Source organism: Enterococcus pallens ATCC BAA-351 (assembly GCF_000407485.1).
In the GTDB taxonomy this organism is placed as follows: Bacteria; Bacillota; Bacilli; order Lactobacillales; family Enterococcaceae; genus Enterococcus_A; species Enterococcus_A pallens.
Map to the genome: position 1 here is coordinate 193,716 of NZ_ASWD01000006.1, position 26,552 is coordinate 220,267.

Consider the following 26,552-nt stretch of genomic DNA (forward strand, 5'->3'; position numbering starts at 1 on the left):
GAAAATTCTGTGATGTGCGCGTTGCCCATTTCAGTGTTGACCGAACATTTTTATTGATATATTGGGATCTGTCTTGTGTCAAAGCTGGTAACAAGCCTTATCATTTGGTAGTTCGAGGCTTAGACCATGGAACCCACCTGCTTGAATTTGCGGGATCAATACTATCGGGTAAATAACGGCATCGACGGAGTTTTCCATTCTTTTGGATGAAAGCAATTTGCATATGCAAATTGCTTTTTATTGTATTTAGGAGGAAAAAATGATGATTCGTTTGCTGATGGTAGCGATGGCGATTTTGTTACTGATTTGCAGCTATTATTTAATTCAAAAATCCGACGGCCTGCTGATGCTCTTGTCAAAAAAAGAGGCCAACAAACAGTTTTTGCGTCACTATGGACTTCTTTACGCTGCTTTAGGAATTATTGGTTTTTTTATTGCTATTATTGATCACTCCACTCCTTCCATGATTTATCTAATTGTGGTCATTTTATTTGCCGCTGTCTTCAGTATTCAGCTGGCTCAAAAAACGAAATCATCTTAAGGATAGGATTTTACGCGAAAATGTTTTAAAATATAAGTAGAAAAGGAGCTGAGGAAAATGGAACAACAATATACAAAAATTATGACCGCTGTCGATGGCTCATCTGAAGCAGAGCTTGCCTTCAAAAAAGCTGTCAATGTTGCCAAAAGAAATAATGCGGAGCTTTTACTGGCTCATGTCATTGACACCCGCGCTTTCCAAACGGTTTCTTCCTTTGACAATGTTTTAGCAGAACAAGCAACTGAAATGGCGAAACAAACCTTAAACGATTATGAGAAATATGCCAAGAATGCTGGCTGTGAAAAGGTTTCTAAAGTAATCGAGTATGGTGCACCAAAATTAATGATCGCAACTCAAATTCCCGAGGAAAATGATATTGATTTGATTATGCTGGGTGCTACCGGGCTGAATGCTGTGGAACGTTTGTTTATCGGTTCAGTTTCTGAATATGTTATCCGCAACGCCAGCTGTGATGTCTTAATTGTACGTACGGACCTAAATAATCAGCTGCCTGATGATGATAAGGATTAAAAAAGTAAGCTCTTGAACCTGTAAAAGTTCAAGAGCTTTTTTTAGAGCAATAACTGTGCGGTTAACGTATCAGTAATCAAGGTATTGATGATTTTCCCTGATAAAGCCGCTTTAATTGCCGCTGCTTTATTGGCTCCGCCAGCTACCCCAATTCGAGTGGGAATCTGGCGGATTTTTTCAGTAGGCAAGGTGATTACCCGATCATTCCAGGAACAGTCCACTTCTTTTCCTTGGTCATCAAAAAAGATGTAGGACACATCGCCAGTGATATTTTTGGCCTCAATAAAGAGATCGGTATTTTCAAACTCCAGATACGTCTGGCTCATTTCCTTGTAAATGGGGGCATTGCCAATCCCCATCAGTGCGACCTGCGCCGTTTCCGCCGTCTCAAAGACCTTCTTGATAAAGCTTTGCTGCATTAGGACTTCCTTGGCTTCCTTCGTATCCATTAACACCGGTGCATGCAGCTGCAAATATTTCCCGCCGCTATGACGAGCAAACAATTCAGCGATAATATTGGCTTGAATATCCATATGATTTTTGCCTAAACCACCTGATAAAGGAACAAACGTTAAGTTGGTCATAGGATAAGTATACGGATAATTATTGGCAATTTCGTGAACCGTTGTCCCCGCTGTTACTGCGATGGTTGTGTTGGATTTCATTTCCCGCAGTAGATATTCCAGCGTGGTTTTGGCTAAATTGCTTTTCAAAACAATTGTGTCCTTGGATTCACAGCAAACCACATCCTTCAGCTGATATTTCTTTTTGACCTCTTCCTCCAGCAGCTTTTGGGTGGTTTTTAGGGAGTCATGAACAATTACCTCTACTAGACCCAATCGTTTGGCTTTGGATAAGTACTTGGAAATCTGCGAACGGCTCATGTTGAACTGCTTAGAAACCTCTTCCTGAGAAGCATTGCGGTAGTGGTACATTTTGGCAATCTCTACCAGTAAAGTTAATTCATTTTCAGACACCATCAGCCGTTCCCCCTTTACTTATTCAGTCAAAATGACAATCTGTTCTCCTGCCGAGATACGTGGAATCTCAGGCTCCTTAACTAATACCGCACCGGGCAATACCTCTGCTTGCTCCTCAGTTGGAAACTGCAGCGTGATATGTCCCAGCTGAGCAAAATTCTGATTAGCTACATTGCCGACTTCTACAATATGCAGCTCCTTTTGGCCAAAAATTATCCGGCCGTTTTCTACCAGCATTGTGTCTGTGTCTTGAATTGGATCATCAAACTGATGCACAATACAAACATCCTTTAACTCGTCAGGAGCCGTCTCATTAAACAAAATCAGCATGGGATAATCCTCAAAGTAAGCCATCTCTCCCACTGATAAAACAGTTGAACGAATCATACGCTGCCTCCCTTGAAGATGCGCATGGCCTGCAGCACATCAGCCTTGGTTGCTGCTTGAGCTCTTTTAGTTATTGTATCATAGAACATTGGCTCATTTGCAGGCGTTTCCTGAACAAAACGGCGGATTTCTTCGCCGCCAGCCTGATTCATGTAGGTATAATAATTGATTTTGCAGATGCCGTTTTGGATCGCCTGATGGTAGTCGGCCGCTGAAACGCCAGAACCGCCGTGCATCACAAAAGGAATATCAATTGCTTGCTTAATTTTGGTAATCCGGTCTAGATCCAGCCGCGGCTCCTTCACGTAAATACCGTGAACTGTACCAAAGGCAATCGCTAAGCAATCCACCCCCGTCCGTTCCACAAATTCCTTCGCCGCCTGCGGATCTGTATAAATATCGGCCAGTTGAGCTTCATCCTCCGTAATGGTTAAGCAATCACCTTCGCTATTGCCAACTTCAGAAGAAAAAATGCTGCCTAATTCAGCCTCAACCGTCACGCCTGCCGCATGAGCAATTTTGACAATTTCTTGAGTTTCGCGGACATTGGTTTCAAAATCCTTTCCAGAAGCATCATACATGACGGAAGTAAAACCTAAGCGAATGGCTTGAACACAACGTTCAAAGGTAGCGCCGTGGTCCAAATGAACTGCCACGGGTACTTTGGCTTTTTTGGCATGCTCCAGCATCAGTGGTCCGATTTCTTCCAAGGCAATGATGCCATCATGACTTTGCGCGTGCTGGATAATCACTGGCGTTTGGCATTCTTCTGCTGCGCTGATGACTGCTCGCAGACTTTCAAAGGTGGTAGTATTAAAGGCTCCGATCGCATATTTCTTTTGCTTTGCTTCTGCTAATAATCCACTAAGATTTTCAAGCATGCATTTTCCCTCCTGTTTCTGTCAGCACGATGTCTACTTCAAAATGCGCCAGCAAAATGTCCTCGGCTTCCTTGTTCCAGCAGCCAGCATGATTCTCGCAGGCTTCATGAAGCTTTTGGAAAAGCGGCTCTGTTTGGCCTAATTGCTGGAAGTCTTCAATAGCGGTTAACGGCAGGTCAATTTGAGTATAGATCAATTTTTTACCACCAGGGATACTAGGCAGCTGCAGGGTCGTTTCGACTGCTGCTTCTAATCCTCCAATATGCGTGATCATAATTGCTGGATCAATTTTTTTGCGGGAGCTTAAATCAATCGCTTCATGCATATCGGTCATGGTACTGCCGGTGAAGCCGATCATGTGGGTGTATTTATAGTGAAGGTTATACATATTCAAATTGGCAGATAATTCCTTGTCTACTGGTCCGGCAAAGAAATTCAAACAGCCGTCTTTACCTAAAATCTGATCAGCTTGTTCAATCAACACCTGAATCGGCGCATAAACAAAAACATCATCATACCCAGCCTGGTCCGTCAGCTGCAATAACTCTGCTACTACATCCTCAACCTCCGCAGGGTTTAAGTAGACCAGCTTCTTGTTTAAAGCCTCTGCCTTTTCAGGAGGCAGAACTCGTTTCGCTCGAGCAATTCGTTCCGCTGAAGCATCCACTGCCACAATCAGCTGTGGACCATCCTCCAATTGAATCGCATAATCAATTGCCTCTAAGCCCATCGGTCCACAAGCACCCAGAATGGCTAAGTTTCCGCCCTTTTTAACGCCCATATCGAAGTCATGATTCAAGCTGTTGGTATGGAAATTACGATTAAAGCCAGCAATCACACAGGAAACTGGTTCGGATAAGGAGGCACTGAAAAACGCATCGCCTTCATAAGGAATCAAACAATCTAGTTCAATTACTTCCTTTGGCACAATCGCATAGGTGCAGTCTCCACCAAAATAAGGATAGGAATAACCTGGAGTAATCATGGATCCTTTGTAATTCAACGATGGCTGAATAGTAAATTTTTGTCCTTTTTGAAAACGCTCCTGCCATTTGCTGCCTACCTCAACAATTAAGCCAGCAATTTCGTGTCCGATAATAACAGGCTCTTCTGTCAACGAACCCATTACTCGGGCATGAGCTTCTCCTTGTTTGGCCAGCTTATGGGTGGACATACACACGGAATCTGAAATAATCTTGACTAAAATCTCATCTTCTTTAAGTCCAGGTAATTCGAACTCGTCAACTCGTAAATCGTTAACTCCATGAAGTCGAACGGCTTTTGTTTTCATATCATTTCCTCCTAAATCTTAATAAGTACACGTTTATCCTAGAGCCGTTAAAAACAATTGTCAACGTTATCGAATAACTTTGAACAATTGTTCCTTTGTGAATTTTGTACAGCTGATAAATAGAATTTCTCAGAAAATTTGTTCAAATGCTCTAGATAGCATTGCTATTGTCAGCGTTTTCAATTAGATTTTAAGTACGAACACCACTTTGTTAAACGAACAAGATAGAAAGGGGATTTGATGGTTCATGGGGTTCTATTTATTATTTTTAGTTATTTTAATTCTCCAAATGCTGCTAGTAGTCAGACAGTCAAAGCACATCACGCAAGAATATCTGGCGGTGAAGCGTCAGGTGAATGGACAGGCTCAAGTGGGTATGGGAACCTTTCGTTCACTACGAAGTCTTAAGAAAGGACGCATCATTATTTTGGCAGCAGCTGATGATCAGGTTGTCGATTTTCGTGAACTGTCTGGTCGTACCGTCTTCAGCAAATTCAAACAATCAAAAGCATTGATTGGGCTGACAATTGAGGAGCTGTTGAACCAAAGCACTGCCGAACAGCAAAAGGCAATCAACCTCGCCTTAAGCAACTTTTCGAGTCAAGAACAGAAACAGGAGGGAATCAAATGGATTTAGCAGTAAAATTAGCAGAAGGCTTCACTGGAATTTTCCAAGCTGGCGGCGAAAACTTAATGGGGTTAGTCACCGGGATTTTACCTACTTTATTAGTACTTTTAACCTTTGTTAACGCCTTAATCGCTATTATCGGTGAGGATCGCGTGACGCACTTCTCACAAAAGATGACGAAGTTTCGGATTTTACGCTACACACTGTTGCCAGTCATGTCACTTTTCTTTTTAACTAATCCAATGTGTTACACGATGGGGCGCTTTTTAGATGAGAAAGAAAAGCCAGCGTTTATTGATGCTTGTTTCTCCTTTGCTCATCCGATTACCGGGATTTTCCCTCACGGCAATGCCGGGGAACTGTTTGTCTGGACCGGAATTTCTTCAGGCATAACTGCTTTAGGCTATTCAGTTTCGCCGTTAGCCATTCGCTATTTCTTGGCAGGAATTATCATCATTTTTATCCGCGGCATGGTTACTGAATTCTTAACACGTATGATTATGGCTAAAAGTGAAACGAAAAAGGAAGTGGTATAAATGGGAAAAGTGGTTAGAATTACCAAAGGAAGCAACGGCTGGGGTACCTTTTTAGAAGTAACTCCTACTGAAGAGAAAAAATATGTTGTCTCAATCACTGGCGGCGGTATTCATCCGGTAGCACAAAAAATTGCTGATCTACTAGAAGTCCCTGCTCGCGATGGATTCAAAGAAAAAATTGCGCCCGAGGAAATGATTATTGCGGTAGTGGATTGCGGTGGAACCTTGCGCTGCGGTGTTTATCCGAAAATGGGGGTTAAAACCATTGACCTGCACCCTATCTCACCTTCTGGACCGTTGGCTAAGTTTATTAATGAATCCAACTTCATTTCAGGGATCACTGAAGAGAATATTGTTTTGTTGGAGGATGGAGCCCAGACAGCTCCTGAGTTGACTCAAACCGTTAGTGAAGAACCAAAAGCTGCTAAACCAGTTGTGGAAGCTGTAGCTGCCGAACCACAGAAAAGCAGCTCACCAATGGATCTGATTACCAATTTAGGAAAAGCTATCGGGAAAATCGTGAACATCTTTTACCAAGGCGGACGTGAGTCAATCGACATTGTATTAAAAAATATTCTGCCGTTTATGACCTTTATTAGTATCATGGTAGGGATTATCAACTATACTGGTATCGGCAATGTTCTAGCAACTGCGGTAAAACCATTGGCTGGTAACTTGGCTGGTTTAGTCATCTTATCCATTATTTGCGCGTTGCCGGTTCTTTCACCAATTCTAGGCCCAGGTGCCGTTATCGCTCAAGTTGTCGGAGTATTAATCGGGGTGGAAATCGGTAAAGGAACCATCCCAGCCTCCTATGCTCTGCCCGCTTTATTCGCCATTAACTCTCAGGTCGGCTGTGACTTCGCTCCAGTTGCCTTGACCTTGGCTGAGGCCGATGAGCTAACCGTTGAATCCGGCGTACCTGCAATGCTCTTCTCGCGCTTAATTACCGGACCAATTGCCGTAGTCGTTGGTTGGCTTTTGAGCTTTGGCTTGTACTAAACAAGACTTTCTTTACATTTGAAAAAAGGACAGAAGCCGTGTACATCTGTACATCACCTTCTGTCCTTTTTGTCATTCAATGTTCCATTGGTAGCCGTCTTCTACTAGTAAATACTCACAATCGTATTTCTGACACATGGCTAAATGATAAGCATTATCCGCTAAAACAGCAGCCTTCGTCAATCCAGAATCATCCAATCGCTGTTCAATAGCATTAGCATACTGTTTTATGGCATCAAAATGCTGCTCAATATACGCTTCACTCAGAATCAAACAATAAAACCTTATCTCAGCTAAATACTCTTCAGCAAAATCCTTTTTCCAATCAAAGGGAATGTACAAGCCTTCCACGATTAGATGCTGCTGATTTTCGATTGCCGTTTTAATCATTTCTCGCGCAATCGGCCAAAGATACTCCTTCAACTCCTGATCATCCTCTGGTGTCAGTTCCGTCTGTCCACTGCGGATCAAGCCCATCTTCAATAAATCCAGTGACAAATAGGGATACTGGTATTTTTCCATTAATTGTTGGGCCAAAAGCGTTTTTCCCGTATGAGAAGCTCCAGTAATTAAAATAATCATCGCTTTCCTCCCTAGATCAAACTGCCAACCATTAAACCAAGAAAGCTGCACAGCAATCCTAAGCCATAGGAACCGATCAAATAGCGATAAAACATCGGCCGATCATTTTTCCACAGAACCAACACTTCAAAGTTAAAGGTGGAAAAAGTAGTATAGCCCCCCATCACTCCAGTCCCTAAAAAAAGATACCAGGAGGATGACAAATGCATGCCGAAAAAGATACCCAGTAAAAAACTGCCGGTTAAATTGATAAAGAAGGTAGAGCGAGGCAGCCGCTTTGTCTGCGGCTCAAAATAATTATTTAAGGTAAAGCGCAGCATCGCTCCAACAGCTGCGCCACTGCCAACTAATAACGTATTGATCATAGCTCTGCCGCCCCTCCTTTACGATAAATCGCTTCGCCTATATAGGTCATGGCAATCCCGCCAATAAAGGACAGTACTAAATACAAGAAAGCTAAGCCCCAGCGGCCAGCCTGTATTAGCTGCATCGTATCTAAAGCAAAAGAAGAAAAGGTGGTTAAGGCACCACAGAATCCAACGCCCAAGCCTAAAATCAGGCGACCGGAAACATCCATATCATCTAAAATATGCTTCACCAGCCAGCTAAATATGAAGCAACCAATCAAATTAGCCACTAAAGTTCCCAGCGGAAAACCGTCTACCTTGGGCAAAATAAGTCCAATCCAATACCGCAGTGAGCCCCCAAAAAAGGCAAACGCCGCAATCACTAAATAATCCAACATCGCTCGTTCATCTCCATAATAAAGTCTTTTTCACTATAAGCCTTGCATCAAAATTATGCAAATGAAGCAAACAAAATCCTCTAGGCCTTACTTTAGTTAATCAGAAGCGCTTGTTATCCTTACTTTTACTACCTGAAATTTTCTCATTTTATAGGATATCCTAAAACCTATAAAATCAAGGTTTTGTCTGTTCTCTTAAACCACATTCTCATAAAATACCGCAAAGTCAAATTTTTTTCTCCCCCGCTACTTTGCAAAGCTATTTTTGCGAAGCTTGCTTTTATAGCATTCTCTATTCACAGGTGTGCAAAGTAGCAGGGGGATTTGCAAAGTAGCATTTTTGCATTCTTTTTGTTATTCTTCTATGCTTTAGTCATCCAGGGAAGCAACTAGTGGGAAAGGCGCAGAAGTGCTGATTTCTTTTAGCCGGCAAAAAAGAAATCTATGCTAGATTTCTCGTTATTTTAAAGTGAAAAAACTAGGAAAGCAACATTTTCCCCAAACAGAAGCGATTACTTTTTCACAAGTTAAAAACCTTTAATATAGCATTTACGAGAATATTATTTCACAATAACAGGCAATTTTTAGGCTATTTTTCAAAAAAAATTTTATATCACTTATAGGGCACCAAAAAGACCCGAAAAAAATCAAAACCCTATTAAAACGGGATTTCTAAAAATTCAAGCTGGTCTATAACTACCCAAAGTGGCCTATAACTTCACTTTACATTTTTTTGTTATTCATTTATCTTCTAAGCATCGGCCGAAGCGAATAAAAAACTCAGCCCCCACCGTCTTGGAGAGGCTGGACACTTTAAATACTACTAAACTGAAAATGGAGGAAATCACTATGACAGAACAACCCTTTACACCTTATCAACTCTTTAATTTAAAGCTTGAAACCTTAGAAACGCGCATTTTAGATCATTATCAGGAAAATCAAGACAGCACGATGACTGTAAAACTGATCCTTGCTTTACGTGTACGCTATCAACTAGGTGCAAAAGAATTTGCCTTAGTACTAAAAGACTTGGTACGTCACTTATTTTTACGGACGAAGGCTACCCGCACCATGAAGCATTTCTTTTTCTACTTCAAGGATTATTTCGAAGCTAGCGAGCTAAACAAACTGAAGCTTAAGCTATTTCCGGTTAGAAATTTTATTGAAAAAGCCAAGACCTTACTTGGTTCACAAATTGCTAAATTTCGCCCAACGGAAGAAGCTATCCCTTGAGAAGAACGGTTGTTGTCCCTGTAGTCGAAAAAAATGAGAGGAGAAAATCGATGATTAGTTTAGTCGGCACCTTCCTGAATAGTGAAGGAAACCAACACACTTTTACGTTCAAAAATCCTGATGCGACTAAATCAGCTGATGAAATCAAAGAATCACTAGGATTGTTAGCCAGCTTGGACCTGTTTGAAAAAGACGGGGTTGGCTTATTCCAAACAGTCGTCAAAGCTAAATACGTAGAGAAAATCGAACGACCTATTTTTGAAGGAACAAAATTATTTGGTGAGCCAATAGCAGCCCAAGAACCAGCTACGGCAATCCAGCTGCCAGAACCAGCTCCCCTGTTTTTCCGCAGCCAATCCCAGAAGGCTCTTAATCAGCATCTGCAGCCTAAGGAGGAGGCGCCAGAAATCCAGACCGAGCTTCCGGCAGCACTAACAATTGAAACTAAGCAAAAATTACCAGCACCAGCAGGCAGTTTTTATACTCGAACCAAAGAAAAGCTCTTTTACCGAATAAATCGTAAAATTAAAGCTAAAGGTCGTGAAGCACCACCTGATCCGTCGTGAGACTAAGCTATCTACGTTCCTTGACAATCGAATGTTGGTTGCTGCTAAAAAAAGCAAAAAAGCGGCCAAAAGAGTCTGATATCACTCTTTTGACCCCTATTTTCTGTTTAAATAATGGTTGCTCCCAAGGTGTTTTTGAAGTGGCCTAATGCCCAGTCATGTCCCACAGGATCAAAGCTGGCAACTGCTTCTTCAGGAACGATCAGCTTGTAGCCTAAATTGTAGGCATCTACTGCAGTATGCAATACACAAATGTCGGTACATACTCCGGTCAAACAAATTTCCGTGATTCCTCTTTCCCGCAAACGGATATCCAGATCTGTTCCGCTAAAGGCAGAATAATGACGTTTGTCGATCCAGTAAACATTCTTCGCTGCTTGATTGGCCTGATAAAAATCAGCCAAGGAACCATACAAAGCACGACCTTCTGTGCCGATGACATTATGAGGTGGGAATAATTTGTTTTCTGGATGGTACTGATCACTTGGATCATGTCCATCAATGGCAAAAACGACAAAATCACCCCGGTCAAAATAGTTTTTGGTTAAGGACACCAATTCTGGTTCAATCGCTTGACCCGCTTCACCAGTGGTTAATTTTCCGTCTGTTGCAACAAAATCATAGGTATAATCAATCGAAAGCAGTGCACGCATAAAAGAGCCTCCTTATTTTAAAATACGGACAAATTCAACAACCATTTCGGCAGAACGTTTGCCGGCTTCATCAATAAATTCATCAAAGCTTTGAGTCGCTTGATGATCAGCAGTGTCGCTAATCGCCCGAACGACTAAGAAAGGAATTTCAAATTGTTGAGCAGTTTGAGCGATAGCCGCCCCTTCCATCTCACAAGCTAAAGCATCGGGGAAGTTAGCTAAGATCGCATTGATTTTTGCTGAACTATCCACAAACGTATCGCCAGTGACAATCAAGCCCTTCTTCACATGATGTGCAGTATTTTCGGCTGCTTTCGTCATGTTGTCGACTAAATAGCGGCTAGCTTCGAAATACAAAGGCATCCCGCCAGGTAATTGGCCTGGTTTATAGCCAAAGCCTGTAGCATCTACGTCAAAGTAGGCTAATTTTTCCGAAATGACTAAATCGCCAACTTGTAGTCCTGTGCCAATTCCGCCAGCGGAACCTGTATTGATGACCATATTAACGCCATATTGTTGAATCAACAGGCTAGTTGTCAAGGATGCAGCGACTTTACCGATTCCTGAACGAACCACAATCACTTCATGCTTGCCAATTGTACCGGAAATAAACAGGGCACCTGCTCGCTCCCAAGATAGCGGAGCTTCCAGCTGCTCACGCAAAATTTTAACTTCTTGATCCATGGCACCAATGATACCAATTTTCATGTGTAATTCCTCCTGCTATTTCGTTATTAAGGTAGATATTTTCTTTGAGAAACACCTAAGACCTCTGCATGTATTCTATATAAAGAACACTGCTAGCATTACAATTACTAATAATACCACAACTATCAAAATAGCTTTATTCAAAAAGGTGCTGCGTTCGCGTTGGCGTTCTTTTTCGCCGCTGCGAGTTTTTTCTAATGGTTTATTCTTCTTTAGTTCTTTGCGATAAACGCTGCTGATTTCTTTTTGCTTTTTCGCATAGGCCTTTTCAGCTTCGGCTTTTTGCTGCTCTGCTAAGCGCTCTTGCGCTTCTTTGCGTTTTCGCAATTCGGTTCGCGTTACCAGAGGCGATTGGCTCATGTCTAATCCTCTCCTTGTTTAATTTGCAGTAATTCCCAATACTGAACGGCGTAGATGGTTTTGGCATCGCAAATTAGTCCGTCGGTAATGGCTTGATGGGCTTCTGCTAAAGTCAGTTCGTAAAGTTCCAATACTTCGTCATCATCTTGGGGACGAGGGTTTTCAACCTTTTCCAACTGCTGTCCCAAGTATATGTAAAGCTTCTCGTTGGAAAAACCAGGGGACAAATACATTTCTGCTACATAGTCCAGCTTTTCAGCCTTGTAGCCAGTTTCTTCTTCTAATTCACGACGCGCAGTTTTTTCTGGATGCTGTCCTTCACCCGGATCGATTTTACCTGCTGGAATTTCTAGGACTACTTTTTCTAAAGGCTTGCGGAATTGTTTCACCATGATTATTTTGTTTTCTTTTGTAATTGGAATAATTCCCACTCCGCCATGATGAAAGACTAATTCCCGTTTGGCTTCGCCGCCCATAGGTAAAGCAACATCATCCAAGACAACCTCAATAATCTTACCTTTAAAAATTTCTTTGCGTTGGATGGTCTTTTCTTCAAAATCTTTATATTCTAACATCTCTTCACCTTTCTTCTTTAAGGATACTTCGTTGGTTTGAATGATACAACGGACTTTGGACTTATTGTATCACAGAAAATTATTATGTTTTTTCTAAATCTAAAAAATCCATCTTTGGTCCGATACTAATTCTATAGAATTTCGTGCTATGATGTCCGTGTAAGGTAATACGTGAAAAATTAATGCATTAGATACCCGCTTTACTTACTAGATTAGGAGGATCATTATGCGAAAGAAAATATTCCCGATAATTGTGATAATCATTGGTGTCATCTGCTTTTTAGAAGGTGATCTTGGCGATTTCATCACATTAGTACTACTTATCACAGGTATTCGTTTGATTTACCGAGGAATTAAAGGTCGAAACGTTCAGAAAAAAGAAGAAATGCCGATACTTAGTCCTGAAAAGGAAGAGTATTACCGGGAAGCTCGTATGACGGACAGTGAAATTGACCTTTTCCGTGAAACCATGAACCAATCTAAAAACCAAATCGTTCGTCTGCAAAACAACATTAAAAACAACGCGAAGTTAAAAGCGATTGATTTGCGCCATGATATGCTGAAGGCTGCCAAGGCTTTGTTTAAGGAATTGGTTAAGGAACCTACCCGTTTACCCGAAGCCAGCCAATTTCTTTACACTCATTTGCCAAACATTTGTGATTTGACCGATAATTATATCGAAATTAACAATCATGAGGTCAAGTCGAAAGAAGTTTATGGTAAACTAGAAGAAAGCGCAAAGATCATTGATCAGATGGCTGCTTTGGTAGTGAAAGATTATCAACAATTCGTTGCCAATGATTTAGAAGACATGGATGTCGAAATCTCCATTGCCAAACAAAACATCGAAAAAGATCCTGATCTGTCAAAACAATTTAGCGAATAAAAAATCTAGCCTAGCTAGATTTTTTTCGAACAGGAGGAACCACGGTGGAACCGGAAAACAAACCAGCAGTAAATGATACCTTAGATGATTTGTTAAGCAACCCTTTTGGTACAGACAGCTTAACACCTGTCCAGCAGCAAGAAATTTCCAGTCTGCAGGAGCAACAGCAGGCCGATCGCTTAGTCGATAAGCTGCCAGAGGAACGCCAAGCCCAAGCTCGCGAACTAGCCAAGAAAATTGATGTAAATGATTCTCAAGCCGTCATCACGTATGGCGCAACTGCCCAAACAAAATTGAGTGAATTTTCTCAATCAATGTTAAACACTGTATCTGCTCAAGACATCGGACCAATTGGAGATTCTTTAAACCAATTGATGTATCGTTTGCAAGAAGCAAACCCTGATGAATTGCGTGTCGGTGAAGGCAACCTTTTCCAACGCGTTTTCGGAAAAGTCAAACAGTCTATTTATGAAATCACCACTAAATACCAAAAAATCGGGGCACAAATTGATAAGATCGCTATGAAGCTGAACACCGAAAAAGATGGTCTATTAAAAGACAATCAAATGTTGGAGCAGCTTTATACGAAAAACAAAGATTATTTTGATGCCTTGAATATTTATATTGCAGCAGCTGAATTGAAGATGGAAGAATTAAAACACGAAACCATTCCTGAAGCCAGCCAAAAGGCGCAAGCCAGCGGCGACCAAATGGATGTCCAAATCGTGAACGACTATACGCAGTTCTTGGATCGTTTAGACAAGCGGACCTATGACTTGAAACTGGCTCGTCAAATTACGATCCAACAAGCACCACAGATTCGTTTGATTCAAAACACCAACCAAGCGTTAGCTGAAAAAATTCAAGCTTCAATCAATACAGCCATTCCTTTATGGAAAAACCAAGTGGCAATCGCTTTGACTTTATTACGTCAAAAAGATGCTTCCATGGCGCAACGTCAAGTATCAGAAACAACTAATGACTTACTGAAGAAAAACTCAGAAATGCTGAAAATTTCTACTATTGAAACCGCCAAAGAAAATGAGCGCGGAATCGTCGATATCGAAACCCTGCAGCAAACCCAAAACGACTTGGTAGAAACCCTTGAAGAAACCCTTCGTATCCAAAAAGAAGGCAAAGAACGTCGCCAAGCCGCTGAGTTGGAAATCAACCACATGGAAAACGAACTGAAAAACAAATTATTGGAATTAACCACTAATAAACCCGAATAACCTTTGAACTAGCAGAAAACACATTCTGCTAGTTTTTTTGCCAGTCCAGCTTTTCTCAGTTTAATCAGGTATAAAAACTAGCCCTTTATACTTCAACCAATTAACGCTTCATGATGTTTAGCTGGATGGTAAGCGTACGAAAATTAAATCATTTTTTTCGTCCTTTGAAAAAAATAATTCCTTACCTGTGAGTTAGCTGCCAGTCCAGCTTTTCGCAATAATAATAGTTCAGAAACTGAAAAAGGAATTTTGTTCCAAATAACCTTTAGAACTGTTTAGCTGGATGGTAAGCGTACGAAAATTAAGTCATTTTTTTCGCCCTTTGAAAAAAATAATTCCTTACCTGTGAGTTAGCTGCCAGTCCAGCTTTTCTCAGTAATATAGTTATAAAAATAATTCTTCATGACTCAACTAATTATCGCTTCGTGATGTTTAGCTGGATGGTAGGCGTGCGAAAATCAAATCATTTTTTCGTTCTTTGAAAAAATGATTCCTTACTTGTGAGTTAGTTGCCAGTTCAACTAGTTGAATCATTGATGCAGAAATGTTCGGATGCTATAATAACTAAAGAAATACCAATAAGAATTTGAATGTAAAAAATTGATGATTGTATTTTCACTTTTTATTTTTTTATGGATGAAAGAACCTCACTCTTAGTTAATCAGTCACCTGCTTAATTAATTCTGTAGGATGCTAAAGTCTTATTTAGCGCTTATAGGAATTGGATCTATCGTTTTGTTTCCTTTTGCTTCTGATCACGTAACTTTTGAAAGTTACTAGTGCCGAAAGAGAGTTGATAATTATGACCATGCAGCTAAATTTAACTCCTGAAGAAGAAAAACTTGCGAAAGAAACTCTCGCAAAGGACGGACAGACGCCCGAAGAAGCATTTATGAGTTTAATCTATCTTAGGTTAGAAAAAGAAATGTCTTCAAAATATCCTGAAATGAAAAATCCAAATGTTCAAACTATACTTGCTGATGTTGATGATGACGGTACGTTGGTGATTCCCGAAGATGCACCAGAGCATATGAAAGATTGGATTCGTCATGGATGAGTTTCAACTATATATCGTAAACTCTAAAATTTTTGGAGACCCTACTCCTAATAAAAGAAGACCTTCTGCTTATATAGGCCTTGTTTCAGAAAAATTTGGTTACGTTCGCTTTCTCGAAGTATATTCTTATAAAGAAAAGTTTGAGAGAGAATACTTTCTCAAGCGAATGTACAAAATTCAAGATAAAAAATCGGCTCAGTTAGATACTAAGTTCGATTCTTACATTGATGTCTCATCTGAGATTATTCTTTCACTCGCTAAAATAAAGAATTTAGCCGAACCAATCCCTCTAGGACGTCTTGCTGAAAAAGATATTCTTGGGTTAATTGAGAAGTATAACCAATACAAAACTTAGCCTGTTTCACCACTCCCACCTAAAAATGGGAGTTTTTTTGTTTTTCTTAGTTTATTTACCTGCAGAAAATATCCCCTAATTTTCCATCTAACCCTCCCTCCTTACTATCCACCTCTTGACTCTCCCCTTGGAGCAGACATTATGCTTGTTTCAACGAGGCGAAGAAATGAGTATTATCACAGTAACTCACTTATCCAAATACTTTGGAAACAAACAAATACTAAAGGACGTTAGTCTGGAGGTTAAGAAAGGAACGGTCCTTGGTCTGCTTGGTCCAAACGGTGCCGGTAAAACGACCTTGATCGAATGCATATTAGGTTTGAAGCAACCAGAAAACGGTGAAGCGTTGATCTTAGGACAATCGGCCAGACAGCATCGAAAAACAGTTTTTGAAAAGGTCGGTGTTCAGCTGCAGGCATCAAATTTTCAAAACAATATCAAGGTAGAGGAGCTTTGTCAGGAAATGTCTGCCCTCTATCATGAGCCGCAGGATTATTTGGACTTATTGAAACAGTTTGATTTGGAAGAATTTCAGAAGCAGCCAGCTGGTAGTTTATCTGGGGGACAAAAACAGCGACTCTCCTTAGTGTTAGCTCTGTTGCCGAAGCCTGAGCTGGTTTTCTTGGATGAATTGACCACTGGATTAGACACTGAAGCGCGTCGGGAGGTTTGGCGCATTCTGCGGAGCTTGAAGAAGCAGGGCTTAACGATCTTCCTGACTACCCACTATTTAGAAGAAGCGGAACAGCTCTGCGATGAGCTGGTCTTTTTGAAGAAGGGACAAATCATTGAACAACAGAATTTGTCACAGCTGCAGCAGCAGAAAAACTACCTGACGTTGGAAGATTACTACTTACAGAAGATGGAGGAAAGTGCATGAGCAAATACTTGACCGTTTTACGAATAGAAGGAAAATTATCGCTGCGAACACCAGATGGGCTCTTCTTTGGTATCGGCATGCCAATGGCGGTCCTGCTGCTTATCAGTATGCTGGCTGGCAACCAGCCGGCAGGCGACGGCGGCTATACTTTTATGCAGAGCAGTTATCCAGCATTGGCTACAGTTGGGATTTGTGCCACAGCTTTTATGGGTCTGCCGCTAACCATCTCCGATTACCGTGATAAAAAGATTCTCAAGCACTTTTTCACTACTCCAACTAGTCCATTCCTGCTTTTGGGTGTACATGTGACTGTTTGCGTGCTGACGGCTCTTGCTTCTGCTTTGGGTGTCACCTTGGTCGCTATGCTAGTGTTGGATTACCGCATGCCAGGTTCATGGCTGGGCTTCATTGGCAGCTACTTTTTAGTGATGCTGGCGATGTACAGTATTGGGATGATGATGGCTAGTTTATGCCAAACAATTAAGCAAGCGAATTTAGTTTGCAATCTGGTGTATTTTCCGATGCTCTTTTTGTCAGGTGCCGTGATTCCTTTTGAAATTTTTCCAGAAGGTATGCAAAAAATCGCTAGTGTTCTGCCGCTGACGCAGGGGATTCGATTGTTGAAGCTGGTTTCCTTGGAAGGAATTTCCAGCCTGCCGCTGTTTGCCCTGCTTTATCTGCTAATCTTCGGAATCCTTGGTATACTAGTATCAGTGAAAACCTTCAGATGGGAGTAAAGAAATGATAGATGAATCGAAAGAAAATCTGTATCGTGTCGGAATTTTTTCCCAAATGAATCAAGTGACCATCAAGGCGCTGCGCCACTATGACGAAAAAGGACTGCTGGTGCCGCGTTATGTTGATCCTGAAAATGGCTATCGCTATTACAGCGCTAGTCAGCTGCCGGACCTGCATCAAATTATGGCTCTGCGAAAAATCGGTTTTTCGCTGGAGGAAATTCGTAAAGTCCAGCAGGGTGTGGGCAAAAACAAGCTGCTGCGAATGAAAAAGAAGCGCATCCTGGAAGAGATAGCCGAACGTACTCGGGAGCTGTCGGTGATTGAAAGCTACCTGTCAGATGAAGAGGAGCTGGTAGAATACGACATTATTGAAAAAGCTTTGCCGGAAATTACCATCGCCTCCATGACCTTAACGATTGATAACTATGGCGAGTTGATTCGTTACATGCCGCAAATGGATCAAGAGCTGGAACGCTTAGGCTGCAGCTATACGAATCCTCAATACTGCTTTAACCGCTATTTGGATGGCGAGTACAAAGAAGAGGATGTCCGAGTAGAAATTTGTGAGGCGGTAACTGCAATGAAATCGGGGGAAACCTTTCTTGAGTTTTCTATCATTCCTAAAGTTGAGAATGCTGTCTGTACATTGCACAAGGGCTCCTATGAACAACTTCCTTTGAGTTATCAAGCAATTCTTTCCTTCATTGATCAAAATGATTACGAGCTTGCTGATCTTCCTCGAGAATCTTATATCGACGGTATGTGGAACAAGGAATCGCCGGAGGAATGGTTAACAGAAATTCAAATTCCGGTTCGTAGAAAATAAAAAACCTGCTGCAAGCCTTCCATTTTGGAACCTTGCAGCAGGTTTTACTTATGCTTTCATATAACCTAGTACCAAGCCACCAGTAATAATCAGCAAACAGCCGATGACTACATAAACCATTTCCTTTTTGGTCTTATACTCACCTAAAAGGAAAATTCCCCCTAATGTAGAAATGATAATTCCCATTTGTGAGAGGGAGAAGCCGATTGCCAAACCAACCGACTGTACCGTCAGCAGCATACAGACATTCCCTAGCCCCCACAATAATCCTGACAGCATATTGCGCCAAACATATTTGTCGAAGCTTGTTTGCTTAAATGCGAAGAGGCTGGCACCTAGAAGCATGCCGACGCTTTGCGGGAAAATTATCGCCAACGGGTCTAACCCCGCCCAAGTAATGATGATGGTATAAGCTCCATAACCGATAGCTGACAGCAGCAACGCCCGCAGCCCCTTGCCAAAATCCAACACCATGTGGTCAGTCTTAACGCCTTCCTCAGTATCCTGTCGAGCAGTTAGATATGCACCGAAAACCAATAAAACTAAAGCAATAAAGCCTAAAATAAAATCTCTTGATTTCGTCCATTCATGGAAAAAGACCGCTCCTGCAATCGTGTTTAAAATCAGCTGAAATCCCGTCGAAAGCGGCAGACCCACAGAAACACCTAATGATTTCATGCCATGAAATTGTTTGTTTTGGCCTACCGACCAGAACACGCCTGATAAAAAGCCGACCAACAAGATTTCCAACTCAAAGGCTGGCCGTACAATCAGAAATGTTACCAAGGCAAATACAAATGCTCCCATGGTCATTCCTAACGTTTGCTGATTGGCATCGCCGCCTAATTTTCCGCTAACCAGGGCAATACTTCCCCAAGCAAACATCGGAACAAGCGCAAATAAAATTGTCATATCTTCTCCTAGTTCATTGTAAATAGTCGTCACCACGGCTGCTTTCTAAGTACACGTTCCCCTTCTATCTCATTTTCTGATAGATCCAAAACGGCCCTAGCATCCGCTATTCCTGTGACAGCTTATCAGAAATCACCAAGGTTTGACAAGTCTATTAGCGACTTTCCTGATAGTAATTCAATCGCGGGAAAAACAGGGTCATAGTCGTGCCTTTGCCCCATTCCGATTCTGCCGTTAGTTCCACCCCTAATTTCTCAGCCAATTTCTTAGCCAAATAAAGACCTAAGCCAGTCGAATGCTGCTCGGCACTGCGGCCATTTTCTCCGGTAAAGCCTTTATCGAAAATCCGGCCCAAATCCTCCGACTGAATGCCGATCCCTGTATCCCTCAGCTGCAAATAGGTCCCTTCATTTTTCTGAGAAATCAGCACTTCGATCTTCCCATTTTCTGGCGTATATTTGATGGCGTTACTCAACAATTGGCGGAAAATAAAAGCAATCCATTTCCCATCAGTCAGTACCTGAACATCCTCTTCCGGCATAACCAGCTGCAAATTTTTCTGAATAAAATAATTGGCTTGGCTGCGAATGACTGGCTGAATGATTTTCTTCAAGGAATATTCCTGAATTAAATAATCATTGATAAACTCATCCAAGCGTGAATAATACAATACCTGCTCCACGTATTCATCAATTTTCTGCACTTCATTTTGCAGCAGGGTGTATTTGTCGTCAGCGATATCATACTCAATTGATTGTAAAATCAATCCCACCGCCGCCAGCGGCACCTTGATCTCATGAATCCAAGAATCCACATAATCCTTTTGGTCCTTTTGATTGCTGATAACCTGCTGCATTAATTGATGATGATCTCGAACTTGCTGGTTGATGTATTCCTGCACCAGCTTTTCCTCTTCGGTATCGGCTTCATCAAGAAACTGCTGTAAAGCGGCCTCTTTTTTATCCAACTGCTGAAACCAATCCTTCTTGCGATAGTAATCAACCACAAAAAACAGCAGCAGAAAAAACAGCTGAAGCAGCAGCAAATACCCGACATTGTCCATAAACCCATGCAAATCCGGTGTCAGCCAAACCATAAATACCATCAAGGCACTTAAAACTACCCAGACTAAAAAAATCGGTAGTTTATCTTTTAAAAAACGTAAAAATGTCATTTGCTGCTCCTTTACGGCACAATATAGCCTTGGCCAACTTTTGTTTGAATGTACTCATGAATGCCCGCCTGTTCAATTTTGCGGCGCAGGCGATTAATATTCACCGTTAGGGTATTGTCATCCACAAAACGTTCGTCATCCCACAATGCACGCAGCAGCTTCTCTCGGCTTAGAATTTTGCCATGCTGCTTCATCAAGATATACAGCAGACGGTATTCGTTTTTACTTAAATCAATCACTTCATCGCCAATTTCCATACTGCTGTTATCCAGATTTAGCGTGATCCCGTTATGGGTCATGGTTTCGCCGCCTTCTGCGTAGTTGTAGGAACGGCGCAGCAACGCATTAATTTTCGCCACTAACACATCCACTTCAAAGGGCTTGGTAATATAATCATCGGCCCCCATATTCATCGCCATAATCTGATCCATATTGGTATTGCGAGAAGAAATAAAGATAATCGGCACCTTGGAAACCTCACGAATTTTTTGACACCAATAATAGCCGTCAAAAACCGGCAGATTAATATCTAGCAGCACCAGCTGAGGTACCTCCCGTTCAAAATCCGCAAACACCTCATTAAAGTCGGTTGATGCAAACACGTCAAACTTCCATTTGGTTAATTCTTCGCCAATTAGCTGACGAATGACTGCTTCATCCTCCACAATCATGATTTTCGCCATTCCTACCGCCACCTTTCTTTCTCTTATACTAACAAACAAATCTTAAAAAAAGAAAAAAGACGTCGGCTAAGACATCTTTTTCGTAAAATCAATAAAGCCTAAATTATCATCAATTGTACCGCCATCACCAGTCAAAGCAAAGGTGCTTAACCGAGGATTTAGCGTAATCCGCATATTTTCCTGCAAATCTTCCTTTGAATAGCCCTTAATCCAAAAATCAACTAAGTTGGTGGGGATGGTTTCATCGTAATCCTCTTTAGGCATCGTGTCGCTGATAATATTAAGCGAGAATTGCGTCTGCATATGAATCATCGCATGCTGCGAATAGGGTCCTACGCCATCTTCAAAGGTTAACAGCACCAATTTGTGTTCATCCAAATGCTGGGCAATTCGTTCTTTTGCTTCTTCACTCAAGGTAATTTTCATCAAAAAAACCTCCTTCTGGCACCATCATCGGCCGAAGGAGGGAAAAATGCAAGCCAAAACGCTTATTGCATTTGTTGATCCAATTTGGTTAAGTTGATTTGCTCGCTTTGAGCCAGCAGCTCACGATAAATTGGCAATTGTTTTTGAATTTGATCTGGCAGATCATTTTCAATCTGCATTACTAATAATGGCTCATGCAGGCTTAGACGCAGCAGCATCCAGCCTTTACCATGAGGGTCAGTAATAGAGAAACGAACCCCTTCATCATTTTCTGGGTTTTCCGCAAAGCCGTCTTTTTCCGGTAGCTGTTGGCGGAAGGTTTCGATCATCTTGCGGCCGGTTTCTTTGTAGTCGTCGCCAGCAATTTCATAGCGAATTTCCAAGGTTTCCACCGGCTGCTCTAATTCAGCCATTAAGTCGGTTAACTTGCGGCCTTCCTGCTGCAGCTTCGGCAGCAGCATCAAAACTTTGGCAATCACATAAGCGCCATCATCCAAGAAATAGTTTTCTTTAAAGGCTGCATGACTGCTGGTTTCAATTGCTAATGGGCAATCAATCCCCTCTTCATTCAACTCAATGGCTTTATTAATGACATTCCGGTAACCAGAAATGTAGCGGTATTGTTTCCCGCCTTTTTCTTCAATGAACCGCTTCAGATGATCTGAGGTTGGTGAATTAGTTACAATGGTACTGCCTGGCTGCTCGGCAAGAACAATCGCTGCCAAGACCGCAATTAAATTGTTGCGGTTGATGATTTGGCCATCTTTAGAAACAATCGCTGAACGGTCCACATCCGTATCAAAAATTACCCCTAAGTCAGCCTGATTATCCAGTACCGCTTTTTTGATACTAGCCATAGCTTCTTTATTATCTGGATTCGGGATATGGTTCGGGAAGCTGCCGTCTGGCTCTAAAAACTGCGAGCCTGTTGTGTCAGCCCCTAATACATCCAGGACTTTACTAGCAAAATAACCTCCTGCACCGTTACCAGCATCCACGACAATCTTCATTCCAGCTAATGGCTTTTCATCGTCAGAACCGATCCCTTTGCGAATCTTAGCTACCATGTCTGCTGCATAAGCTGAAATCAAATCGGCCTTTTTAAGGCTGCCTTCTGCGGCTGGTTGTGCTTCTGTATGCTCCAAGATGTAAGCAATGTCCGCTTTTTCAGCACCGCCAGATTTGCTGAAGATTTTAATTCCGTTGAAGTAATAAGGCAAATGGCTCGCCGTCAGCATAATTCCGGCATCACAATCAAACTCATCAAATTGCGTCGCCATAAATAAAGCCGGTGTTGTTGCCAATTCAAAATCCAATACATGAACTCCAGCAGCCTGGAACGTTTCCATCATCGCTTGCTTCAATTCTGGACCAGTCAAACGGCTGTCATAGCCTAAACCAATAGTAAATGGTTTTTCGACCCCTTTGTTTTCCAACCAATTCATGATACCGTTTGCAATCTGTACAACTTCTTCTGTGCCTAGATTTTTTGTTTTACCTTCTGCGGAGATAGCGATACCGCGAATATCTGAACCATTTTGTAATGCTGTTAATGCCATAGAAAAGCCTCCTTCAATTACTTTTAGTCTATTATACCAAAAAACACAGAAAAGAAAGCCTTTTCTGTGTTTTTTCTTTATTCTGTTTGAAATTTCTTGGCTGCCGCTACATATTTCTGGGTAATAATCTGAGGGCGGGTAATGATAGAACCCACTACTACCGCGAAGCTTCCCAGCTCCAGCGCCTGCGTTACCTGCTCAGGACGATCTGTGTGTCCCTCCATGATTACCGGTGTTTTTACCTGTTGAAGGATTTCCTGCAGCAGCTCAAAATCCGGTGTATCAGTCTTGCGAGAATATTCTGTATAGCCGGCTAAAGTAGTTGAAATCAAGTCAAAGCCCATTTGTTCGGCAGCAACAGCTTCTTCCAAGGTTGAAATATCCGCCATCGCCAAACGTCCAGTCTGATGAATTCGGGCCACTAAATCTGATAGCCGCTCCTGATGAGGCCGTTCTTGCTTAGTGGCATCCAATGCAATAATTTCGGCTGAGGTAGTCAACAATTCTTCTACCTCCTGCATGGTGGGTGTGATATACACCGCCGAGCCTGGATAATCCCGTTTGATTATGCCAATCACCGGCAGATCCACTTCCTGCTTAATGGCCTGGATGTCCGCCACCGAATTGGCACGAATACCAGCTGCCCCACCTTCTTTTGCAGCCAGCGCCATTTTACTCATGATAAATGAGCTATGCAGCGGTTCCTGCTCCAGCGCCTGACAGGAAACAATCACCTGACCTTTTAATTTCTCCAACACATCCGATTCCTCCTTATATTACTCGTGACCGTTTTTTCTTTCGACGATAGGCCTGCCAACGAATTCGCAGCTCCACTAGCTTGTTCATTGCCGCAGCTAAGCCTCTAAACAGCCAATAAATACCGAATGTCAATGGCAGCACAAAGAATAAGTTGCGATTATACAAGACATCAAAATCAAAGAACGGACGGAAAACGATAAAGCAGCTGAAATAAGCGGCCGCTAAAACCACAATCAGCGCAATTTTTTTCTTATCTAATGGGAACGAAACCAAATACAGGACCAGCAATCCCACACAGCCGGTTAAAAATACCGACATCGTGGAGGTGGCACTAAAGGGTAGCTGGAACAAATATCCGGCTAGTTGAATCAGCATCACAGCCGAAACCACGGTTACTGCACCTGGAACGGACACCCGCAAAATATTATTCAAAAAGTCGCCTTTGATTCGTTCATAGCTAGGCTTCAATGCTAGGAAGAAGGAAGGAATTCCCACTGTTAATGCATTAATCGGTGTCAGCTGAATCGGCGCAAAAGGATACGGACTAGCTAAGAACATAAAGATTATCGCCAAGATCAGCGAATAAATTGTCTTCACTAAATACATAGAGGCTACCCGCTCAATATTGTTGATCACGCGTCGCCCTTCATTCAATACATCCTGCATCCGTTTAAAATCCGATTCCAACAGGATCACATCCGCTGCCGCCCGTGCAGCGCTGCTTCCATTAGCCATCGCAACTCCAATATCTGCCTGGCGCAGCGCTAATACATCATTCACACCATCCCCTGTCATACAAACCGTATGCTCCTCATCTTGTAACGCCTGAATCAAACGCTGCTTCTGATAAGGCGAGACTCGGCCAAAAACAGTATTAGACTTCACCAGTACTCGGTAATTGGTCCAATCATCTATTTCAGACATATCTACATAGTGTTCAGCATGCTGAATCCCAGCCTTTTGAGCAATTTTCGACACCGTTAAGGGATGATCGCCAGAAATTACTTTTAACTGGACATCTTGCTTTTCGAAATAGCCAAAGGTTGCTTGGGCATTTTCCCGCAGGTTGTCAGAAATAATCAAGGTTGCCAGCCACTGGGGTTCTCTTGCAAAGGTTTCCTCCAAAACATCTGGGTATGAAGCCAAGACCAAGACCCGATGACCTTGTGCCATGTAGGGTTCCATTTCCCGCTGATATTCCTCTGGAACCGTTGAGAAAATAAATTCCGGTGCTCCCACCACATAACTACCTTCCTGCTTAAAGGTTACCCCGCTCCATTTGCGAGCTGAAGAAAACGGGATCAGCTTCTCAACCTGCCAGTCATTCTCGGCTTGAAATGCTCGCCGCAATGCTTGAGCCGTCGCATTATCATCCGTCAAATTCTTCATTAAAGCTGCCATGATGACCTTGAATCGTTCTTCCGTTACTTGCCCTAATAAGCTTTCTTCAAAACGCAACGTTCCATCAGTGATTGTGCCTGTTTTGTCTAAACAAATGACATCCACCCGAGCCAAGGTTTCTATTGAAGGCAAAGCCTGTACCAGCACTTTTTTCCGTGCCAAATTAGCAGCACCCACCGCAAAAGCCACACTTGTTAAAAGCATTAACCCTTCCGGAATCATGCTCACCAACGCCGCCACAGTCCCCAAAACGGCCTGACGAATCGAAGAAGAAGCCTGATACTGAGAATAAAGCATCGCCAAACCCACTGGCACAATGATCACTGTCAATACAGTAATCATCCGGCTTAACACCTTGGTCAGCTGAGAACTATTTCCCGTTTCACTCTTGGCCTCACTAGATAAACGCTGAGCGAAATTGTCATCCCCCACTGCGGTTGCCTGATAAAATCCCTGTCCAGCCGTCACAAAGCTGCCACTATATAAGCGATCCTCCGGCTGCTTCAAAATCCGATCTGCCTCACCTGTAAGCAGCGATTCATCCACTTCCATGCCTTCACCAGTGAGAATTTGACCATCCACAGGTACTTGGTCCCCATTTTTCAAAAAAAGTGTATCTCCTAAGACTACAGCCTCCTGATCAATCCGCTCCAGCTTCCCATTGCGCAGAACGGTTACCTGACCCTTTGCCAAAACTGAAAGCTTATCGATGGTATGCTTCGCCCGCAGCTCTTGGAACACTCCGATTAACGTATTAATTATGACAACACCAAAGAACAACGTATTTTTCGGTGAACCAACCAACAAAACAAAAAGTGCCAACCCTAAATTCAACAGGTTAAAAACATTGACCGTATTTTCCTTGATAATCTGGCCATCCGTTTTTAACAAATTTTCTTCACTTTGATTCACCTGACCCTTTTCGATCCGCTCCCGGACTTCGTTTTCGTCCAGTCCATGAAGTCCCTCCGGAATATTCACTGATTCAACAACTTTTACTTGGTCAGGTGCTGTTTGCTTTGTTTTTTTCATGCGACTCACCTCTGTTTCTATCTTACCACGAGGTGAATTTTTCAGCATAGCATGAACATTTGTACCTGCAGCCGCTAGCTAAAATACATGAACCTATATCGAAGGACTCATTTTCATAACTGAATGAACTGCAAAAAGCTGGGCTAATAAAAAAGCGTTCAAGCATTTTCAGCTTGAACACTCTTGGTTAGAAAGATTTGTAGTCTAATTCTTGGTTTAAAAATATTTAGGAGACAGAGGAGAAAGCTACACGTCAAACACTCCTGGGGATAATTTTGTTCGTTTGAATAGTTTGAATGTCATTATACGAATCTGGGGAAGTTGTTCTTTATAATGAGAGCGCCAAACACTGACTATACCCATTAATAGACGCCACTTCTCTTGTCTCCTAAGTACAATTTATTTTATACTATTTTTATAGAAAATTAACA

At 42.1% G+C, this 26,552-nt stretch carries 32 protein-coding genes and 1 other RNA gene; 15 read left to right on the forward strand and 18 right to left on the reverse strand.

The window, feature by feature from the left end; translation table 11 throughout:
• Nucleotide 1 precedes the first annotated feature (1 nt).
• From ssrS to I588_RS22625, 3 genes are all read left to right on the forward strand, one after another.
• Nucleotides 2-195: non-coding RNA, 6S RNA (gene ssrS, locus I588_RS27055), on the forward strand.
• A gap of 64 nt (nucleotides 196-259) precedes the next feature.
• Nucleotides 260-541: a hypothetical protein gene (locus I588_RS22620; protein WP_010756703.1), complete on the forward strand. Its 282-nt coding sequence runs from the start codon at nucleotides 260-262 to the stop codon at nucleotides 539-541.
• A gap of 57 nt (nucleotides 542-598) precedes the next feature.
• Nucleotides 599-1,072: a universal stress protein gene (locus I588_RS22625; protein ID WP_010756702.1), complete on the forward strand. Its 474-nt coding sequence runs from the start codon at nucleotides 599-601 to the stop codon at nucleotides 1,070-1,072.
• A 41-nt stretch (nucleotides 1,073-1,113) separates the two neighbouring features.
• Here the strand turns inward: I588_RS22625 and I588_RS22630 are convergent, their stop codons facing one another.
• Genes I588_RS22630 through I588_RS22645 form a run of 4 tightly spaced genes read right to left on the reverse strand, consistent with a single transcriptional unit; the run spans nucleotide 1,114 to nucleotide 4,611 of the window.
• Nucleotides 1,114-2,052, reverse strand: coding sequence for a sugar-binding transcriptional regulator (locus I588_RS22630; RefSeq protein WP_010756701.1), 939 nt, complete (start codon nucleotides 2,050-2,052; stop codon nucleotides 1,114-1,116).
• An 18-nt stretch (nucleotides 2,053-2,070) separates the two neighbouring features.
• Nucleotides 2,071-2,439, reverse strand: coding sequence for a PTS glucitol/sorbitol transporter subunit IIA (locus I588_RS22635; RefSeq protein WP_010756700.1), 369 nt, complete (start codon nucleotides 2,437-2,439; stop codon nucleotides 2,071-2,073).
• Nucleotides 2,436-3,320 (reverse strand): class II fructose-bisphosphate aldolase, encoded by an 885-nt coding sequence (locus I588_RS22640; RefSeq protein ID WP_010756699.1) that lies wholly within the window; start codon nucleotides 3,318-3,320, stop codon nucleotides 2,436-2,438. The genes I588_RS22635 and I588_RS22640 overlap by 4 nt, the downstream gene beginning before the upstream one ends.
• The gene (locus I588_RS22645) at nucleotides 3,313-4,611 is read right to left on the reverse strand and encodes a zinc-binding dehydrogenase (protein WP_010756698.1); all 1,299 of its coding nucleotides are present in this window, start codon (nucleotides 4,609-4,611) and stop codon (nucleotides 3,313-3,315) included. Before I588_RS22645 ends, I588_RS22640 begins: the two co-directional genes overlap by 8 nt.
• Nucleotides 4,612-4,858: 247 nt before the next feature.
• Between I588_RS22645 and I588_RS22650 the strand changes: the two genes are divergently transcribed.
• The 3 genes from I588_RS22650 to srlE are packed head-to-tail and all read left to right on the forward strand — an operon-like array spanning nucleotide 4,859 to nucleotide 6,777.
• Complete coding sequence (locus I588_RS22650) at nucleotides 4,859-5,248, forward strand: transcriptional regulator GutM (RefSeq protein ID WP_010756697.1); 390 nt, start codon at nucleotides 4,859-4,861, stop codon at nucleotides 5,246-5,248.
• Nucleotides 5,239-5,775, forward strand: a complete 537-nt coding sequence (gene srlA, locus I588_RS22655; protein WP_010756696.1) for a PTS glucitol/sorbitol transporter subunit IIC — start codon at nucleotides 5,239-5,241, stop codon at nucleotides 5,773-5,775. Before I588_RS22650 ends, srlA begins: the two co-directional genes overlap by 10 nt.
• Complete coding sequence (gene srlE / locus I588_RS22660) at nucleotides 5,776-6,777, forward strand: PTS glucitol/sorbitol transporter subunit IIB (RefSeq protein ID WP_010756695.1); 1,002 nt, start codon at nucleotides 5,776-5,778, stop codon at nucleotides 6,775-6,777. It abuts the gene before it with no gap.
• Between the two features lie 72 nt (nucleotides 6,778-6,849).
• On the opposite strand, the gene I588_RS22665 is transcribed toward srlE, so the two are convergent.
• Genes I588_RS22665 through crcB form a run of 3 tightly spaced genes read right to left on the reverse strand, consistent with a single transcriptional unit; the run spans nucleotide 6,850 to nucleotide 8,104 of the window.
• Nucleotides 6,850-7,359, reverse strand: a complete 510-nt coding sequence (locus tag I588_RS22665; protein WP_010756694.1) for a P-loop NTPase family protein — start codon at nucleotides 7,357-7,359, stop codon at nucleotides 6,850-6,852.
• 11 nt (nucleotides 7,360-7,370) lie between these two features.
• On the reverse strand, nucleotides 7,371-7,724 hold the full coding sequence (locus I588_RS22670) for a fluoride efflux transporter FluC (protein ID WP_010756693.1): 354 nt from the start codon (nucleotides 7,722-7,724) through the stop codon (nucleotides 7,371-7,373).
• Entirely contained in the window at nucleotides 7,721-8,104 is a 384-nt protein-coding gene (crcB, locus tag I588_RS22675) for a fluoride efflux transporter CrcB (protein ID WP_010756692.1), read from the reverse strand. The genes I588_RS22670 and crcB overlap by 4 nt, the downstream gene beginning before the upstream one ends.
• An 849-nt stretch (nucleotides 8,105-8,953) precedes the next feature.
• Here crcB and I588_RS22680 point away from each other — a divergent pair.
• Nucleotides 8,954-9,337: a hypothetical protein gene (locus tag I588_RS22680; RefSeq protein ID WP_010756691.1), complete on the forward strand. Its 384-nt coding sequence runs from the start codon at nucleotides 8,954-8,956 to the stop codon at nucleotides 9,335-9,337.
• 50 nt (nucleotides 9,338-9,387) lie between these two features.
• A complete protein-coding gene (locus I588_RS27060; RefSeq protein ID WP_010756690.1) occupies nucleotides 9,388-9,903 on the forward strand; it encodes a DUF2922 domain-containing protein in 516 nt (171 codons plus the stop codon).
• A gap of 107 nt (nucleotides 9,904-10,010) precedes the next feature.
• Here I588_RS27060 and I588_RS22690 read toward each other — a convergent pair whose 3' ends face one another.
• The 4 genes from I588_RS22690 to I588_RS22705 all read right to left on the reverse strand — a co-directional run bounded on the left by I588_RS22690 (nucleotide 10,011) and on the right by I588_RS22705 (nucleotide 12,199).
• Entirely contained in the window at nucleotides 10,011-10,556 is a 546-nt protein-coding gene (locus I588_RS22690; protein ID WP_010756689.1) for a cysteine hydrolase family protein, read from the reverse strand.
• A 12-nt stretch (nucleotides 10,557-10,568) separates the two neighbouring features.
• On the reverse strand, nucleotides 10,569-11,264 hold the full coding sequence (locus I588_RS22695) for a 5'-methylthioadenosine/adenosylhomocysteine nucleosidase (RefSeq protein WP_010756688.1): 696 nt from the start codon (nucleotides 11,262-11,264) through the stop codon (nucleotides 10,569-10,571).
• A gap of 75 nt (nucleotides 11,265-11,339) precedes the next feature.
• Entirely contained in the window at nucleotides 11,340-11,624 is a 285-nt protein-coding gene (macP, locus tag I588_RS22700) for a cell wall synthase accessory phosphoprotein MacP (RefSeq protein WP_010756687.1), read from the reverse strand.
• Between the two features lie 2 nt (nucleotides 11,625-11,626).
• Nucleotides 11,627-12,199, reverse strand: coding sequence for an NUDIX hydrolase (locus I588_RS22705; protein ID WP_010756686.1), 573 nt, complete (start codon nucleotides 12,197-12,199; stop codon nucleotides 11,627-11,629).
• 226 nt (nucleotides 12,200-12,425) lie between these two features.
• Here I588_RS22705 and I588_RS22710 point away from each other — a divergent pair, with 226 nt between their 5' ends.
• The 7 genes from I588_RS22710 (at nucleotide 12,426) to I588_RS22740 (ending at nucleotide 18,175) form a co-directional block, all read left to right on the forward strand.
• Nucleotides 12,426-13,085, forward strand: a complete 660-nt coding sequence (locus tag I588_RS22710) for a 5-bromo-4-chloroindolyl phosphate hydrolysis family protein (protein WP_010756685.1) — start codon at nucleotides 12,426-12,428, stop codon at nucleotides 13,083-13,085.
• A 44-nt stretch (nucleotides 13,086-13,129) separates the two neighbouring features.
• Nucleotides 13,130-14,317 carry a toxic anion resistance protein gene (locus tag I588_RS22715; protein WP_010756684.1) on the forward strand — a complete coding sequence of 396 codons (1,188 nt, stop codon included), beginning with the start codon at nucleotides 13,130-13,132 and terminating at the stop codon, nucleotides 14,315-14,317.
• Between the two features lie 802 nt (nucleotides 14,318-15,119).
• A complete protein-coding gene (locus I588_RS22720; protein ID WP_010756683.1) occupies nucleotides 15,120-15,374 on the forward strand; it encodes a hypothetical protein in 255 nt (84 codons plus the stop codon).
• On the forward strand, nucleotides 15,367-15,729 hold the full coding sequence (locus I588_RS22725; RefSeq protein WP_010756682.1) for a hypothetical protein: 363 nt from the start codon (nucleotides 15,367-15,369) through the stop codon (nucleotides 15,727-15,729). The genes I588_RS22720 and I588_RS22725 overlap by 8 nt, the downstream gene beginning before the upstream one ends.
• A gap of 166 nt (nucleotides 15,730-15,895) precedes the next feature.
• Nucleotides 15,896-16,609 (forward strand): ABC transporter ATP-binding protein, encoded by a 714-nt coding sequence (locus I588_RS22730; RefSeq protein ID WP_010756681.1) that lies wholly within the window; start codon nucleotides 15,896-15,898, stop codon nucleotides 16,607-16,609.
• Nucleotides 16,606-17,346 (forward strand): ABC transporter permease, encoded by a 741-nt coding sequence (locus I588_RS22735; protein ID WP_010756680.1) that lies wholly within the window; start codon nucleotides 16,606-16,608, stop codon nucleotides 17,344-17,346. Before I588_RS22730 ends, I588_RS22735 begins: the two co-directional genes overlap by 4 nt.
• Before the next feature lie 4 nt (nucleotides 17,347-17,350).
• On the forward strand, nucleotides 17,351-18,175 hold the full coding sequence (locus I588_RS22740; protein ID WP_010756679.1) for a MerR family transcriptional regulator: 825 nt from the start codon (nucleotides 17,351-17,353) through the stop codon (nucleotides 18,173-18,175).
• Nucleotides 18,176-18,223: 48 nt separating this feature from the next.
• Here I588_RS22740 and I588_RS22745 read toward each other — a convergent pair whose 3' ends face one another.
• The 7 genes from I588_RS22745 to I588_RS22775 all read right to left on the reverse strand — a co-directional run bounded on the left by I588_RS22745 (nucleotide 18,224) and on the right by I588_RS22775 (nucleotide 26,121).
• Nucleotides 18,224-19,087, reverse strand: a complete 864-nt coding sequence (locus tag I588_RS22745) for a GRP family sugar transporter (RefSeq protein ID WP_010756678.1) — start codon at nucleotides 19,085-19,087, stop codon at nucleotides 18,224-18,226.
• A 154-nt stretch (nucleotides 19,088-19,241) separates the two neighbouring features.
• Nucleotides 19,242-20,261, reverse strand: a complete 1,020-nt coding sequence (gene sapS, locus I588_RS22750) for a two-component system sensor histidine kinase SapS (protein WP_010756677.1) — start codon at nucleotides 20,259-20,261, stop codon at nucleotides 19,242-19,244.
• An 11-nt stretch (nucleotides 20,262-20,272) separates the two neighbouring features.
• A complete protein-coding gene (sapR, locus tag I588_RS22755; protein ID WP_010756676.1) occupies nucleotides 20,273-20,944 on the reverse strand; it encodes a two-component system response regulator SapR in 672 nt (223 codons plus the stop codon).
• A 66-nt stretch (nucleotides 20,945-21,010) separates the two neighbouring features.
• On the reverse strand, nucleotides 21,011-21,370 hold the full coding sequence (locus I588_RS22760; protein WP_010756675.1) for an iron-sulfur cluster biosynthesis family protein: 360 nt from the start codon (nucleotides 21,368-21,370) through the stop codon (nucleotides 21,011-21,013).
• Nucleotides 21,371-21,432: 62 nt separating this feature from the next.
• Nucleotides 21,433-22,929 carry a phosphohexomutase domain-containing protein gene (locus tag I588_RS22765; protein WP_010756674.1) on the reverse strand — a complete coding sequence of 499 codons (1,497 nt, stop codon included), beginning with the start codon at nucleotides 22,927-22,929 and terminating at the stop codon, nucleotides 21,433-21,435.
• A 77-nt stretch (nucleotides 22,930-23,006) separates the two neighbouring features.
• Complete coding sequence (locus I588_RS22770; protein WP_051130073.1) at nucleotides 23,007-23,684, reverse strand: N-acetylmannosamine-6-phosphate 2-epimerase; 678 nt, start codon at nucleotides 23,682-23,684, stop codon at nucleotides 23,007-23,009.
• A 16-nt stretch (nucleotides 23,685-23,700) separates the two neighbouring features.
• Complete coding sequence (locus I588_RS22775) at nucleotides 23,701-26,121, reverse strand: HAD-IC family P-type ATPase (RefSeq protein WP_010756672.1); 2,421 nt, start codon at nucleotides 26,119-26,121, stop codon at nucleotides 23,701-23,703.
• Nucleotides 26,122-26,552 lie beyond the last annotated feature (431 nt).

Bases quoted from the DNA above. Each gene is read 5' to 3' on its own strand.
- I588_RS22690 (WP_010756689.1), bottom strand. From the start codon at position 10,556: ATGCGTGCACTGCTTTCGATTGATTATACCTATGATTTTGTTGCAACA.
- sapS (WP_010756677.1), bottom strand. From the start codon at position 20,261: ATGACATTTTTACGTTTTTTAAAAGATAAACTACCGATTTTTTTAGTC.
- srlA (WP_010756696.1), top strand. From the start codon at position 5,239: ATGGATTTAGCAGTAAAATTAGCAGAAGGCTTCACTGGAATTTTCCAA.
- I588_RS22625 (WP_010756702.1), top strand. From the start codon at position 599: ATGGAACAACAATATACAAAAATTATGACCGCTGTCGATGGCTCATCT.
- I588_RS22775 (WP_010756672.1), bottom strand. From the start codon at position 26,121: ATGAAAAAAACAAAGCAAACAGCACCTGACCAAGTAAAAGTTGTTGAA.
- I588_RS22735 (WP_010756680.1), top strand. From the start codon at position 16,606: ATGAGCAAATACTTGACCGTTTTACGAATAGAAGGAAAATTATCGCTG.
- macP (WP_010756687.1), bottom strand. From the start codon at position 11,624: ATGAGCCAATCGCCTCTGGTAACGCGAACCGAATTGCGAAAACGCAAA.
- I588_RS22720 (WP_010756683.1), top strand. From the start codon at position 15,120: ATGACCATGCAGCTAAATTTAACTCCTGAAGAAGAAAAACTTGCGAAA.
- I588_RS22765 (WP_010756674.1), bottom strand. From the start codon at position 22,929: ATGGCATTAACAGCATTACAAAATGGTTCAGATATTCGCGGTATCGCT.
- I588_RS22645 (WP_010756698.1), bottom strand. From the start codon at position 4,611: ATGAAAACAAAAGCCGTTCGACTTCATGGAGTTAACGATTTACGAGTT.
- I588_RS22635 (WP_010756700.1), bottom strand. From the start codon at position 2,439: ATGATTCGTTCAACTGTTTTATCAGTGGGAGAGATGGCTTACTTTGAG.
- I588_RS22670 (WP_010756693.1), bottom strand. From the start codon at position 7,724: ATGATCAATACGTTATTAGTTGGCAGTGGCGCAGCTGTTGGAGCGATG.
- I588_RS27060 (WP_010756690.1), top strand. From the start codon at position 9,388: ATGATTAGTTTAGTCGGCACCTTCCTGAATAGTGAAGGAAACCAACAC.
- I588_RS22740 (WP_010756679.1), top strand. From the start codon at position 17,351: ATGATAGATGAATCGAAAGAAAATCTGTATCGTGTCGGAATTTTTTCC.
- I588_RS22705 (WP_010756686.1), bottom strand. From the start codon at position 12,199: ATGTTAGAATATAAAGATTTTGAAGAAAAGACCATCCAACGCAAAGAA.
- I588_RS22760 (WP_010756675.1), bottom strand. From the start codon at position 21,370: ATGAAAATTACCTTGAGTGAAGAAGCAAAAGAACGAATTGCCCAGCAT.
- I588_RS22620 (WP_010756703.1), top strand. From the start codon at position 260: ATGATGATTCGTTTGCTGATGGTAGCGATGGCGATTTTGTTACTGATT.
- I588_RS22710 (WP_010756685.1), top strand. From the start codon at position 12,426: ATGCGAAAGAAAATATTCCCGATAATTGTGATAATCATTGGTGTCATC.
- sapR (WP_010756676.1), bottom strand. From the start codon at position 20,944: ATGGCGAAAATCATGATTGTGGAGGATGAAGCAGTCATTCGTCAGCTA.
- I588_RS22640 (WP_010756699.1), bottom strand. From the start codon at position 3,320: ATGCTTGAAAATCTTAGTGGATTATTAGCAGAAGCAAAGCAAAAGAAA.
- srlE (WP_010756695.1), top strand. From the start codon at position 5,776: ATGGGAAAAGTGGTTAGAATTACCAAAGGAAGCAACGGCTGGGGTACC.
- I588_RS22665 (WP_010756694.1), bottom strand. From the start codon at position 7,359: ATGATTATTTTAATTACTGGAGCTTCTCATACGGGAAAAACGCTTTTG.
- I588_RS22650 (WP_010756697.1), top strand. From the start codon at position 4,859: ATGGGGTTCTATTTATTATTTTTAGTTATTTTAATTCTCCAAATGCTG.
- I588_RS22695 (WP_010756688.1), bottom strand. From the start codon at position 11,264: ATGAAAATTGGTATCATTGGTGCCATGGATCAAGAAGTTAAAATTTTG.
- crcB (WP_010756692.1), bottom strand. From the start codon at position 8,104: ATGTTGGATTATTTAGTGATTGCGGCGTTTGCCTTTTTTGGGGGCTCA.
- I588_RS22630 (WP_010756701.1), bottom strand. From the start codon at position 2,052: ATGGTGTCTGAAAATGAATTAACTTTACTGGTAGAGATTGCCAAAATG.
- I588_RS22680 (WP_010756691.1), top strand. From the start codon at position 8,954: ATGACAGAACAACCCTTTACACCTTATCAACTCTTTAATTTAAAGCTT.
- I588_RS22730 (WP_010756681.1), top strand. From the start codon at position 15,896: ATGAGTATTATCACAGTAACTCACTTATCCAAATACTTTGGAAACAAA.
- I588_RS22725 (WP_010756682.1), top strand. From the start codon at position 15,367: ATGGATGAGTTTCAACTATATATCGTAAACTCTAAAATTTTTGGAGAC.
- I588_RS22745 (WP_010756678.1), bottom strand. From the start codon at position 19,087: ATGACAATTTTATTTGCGCTTGTTCCGATGTTTGCTTGGGGAAGTATT.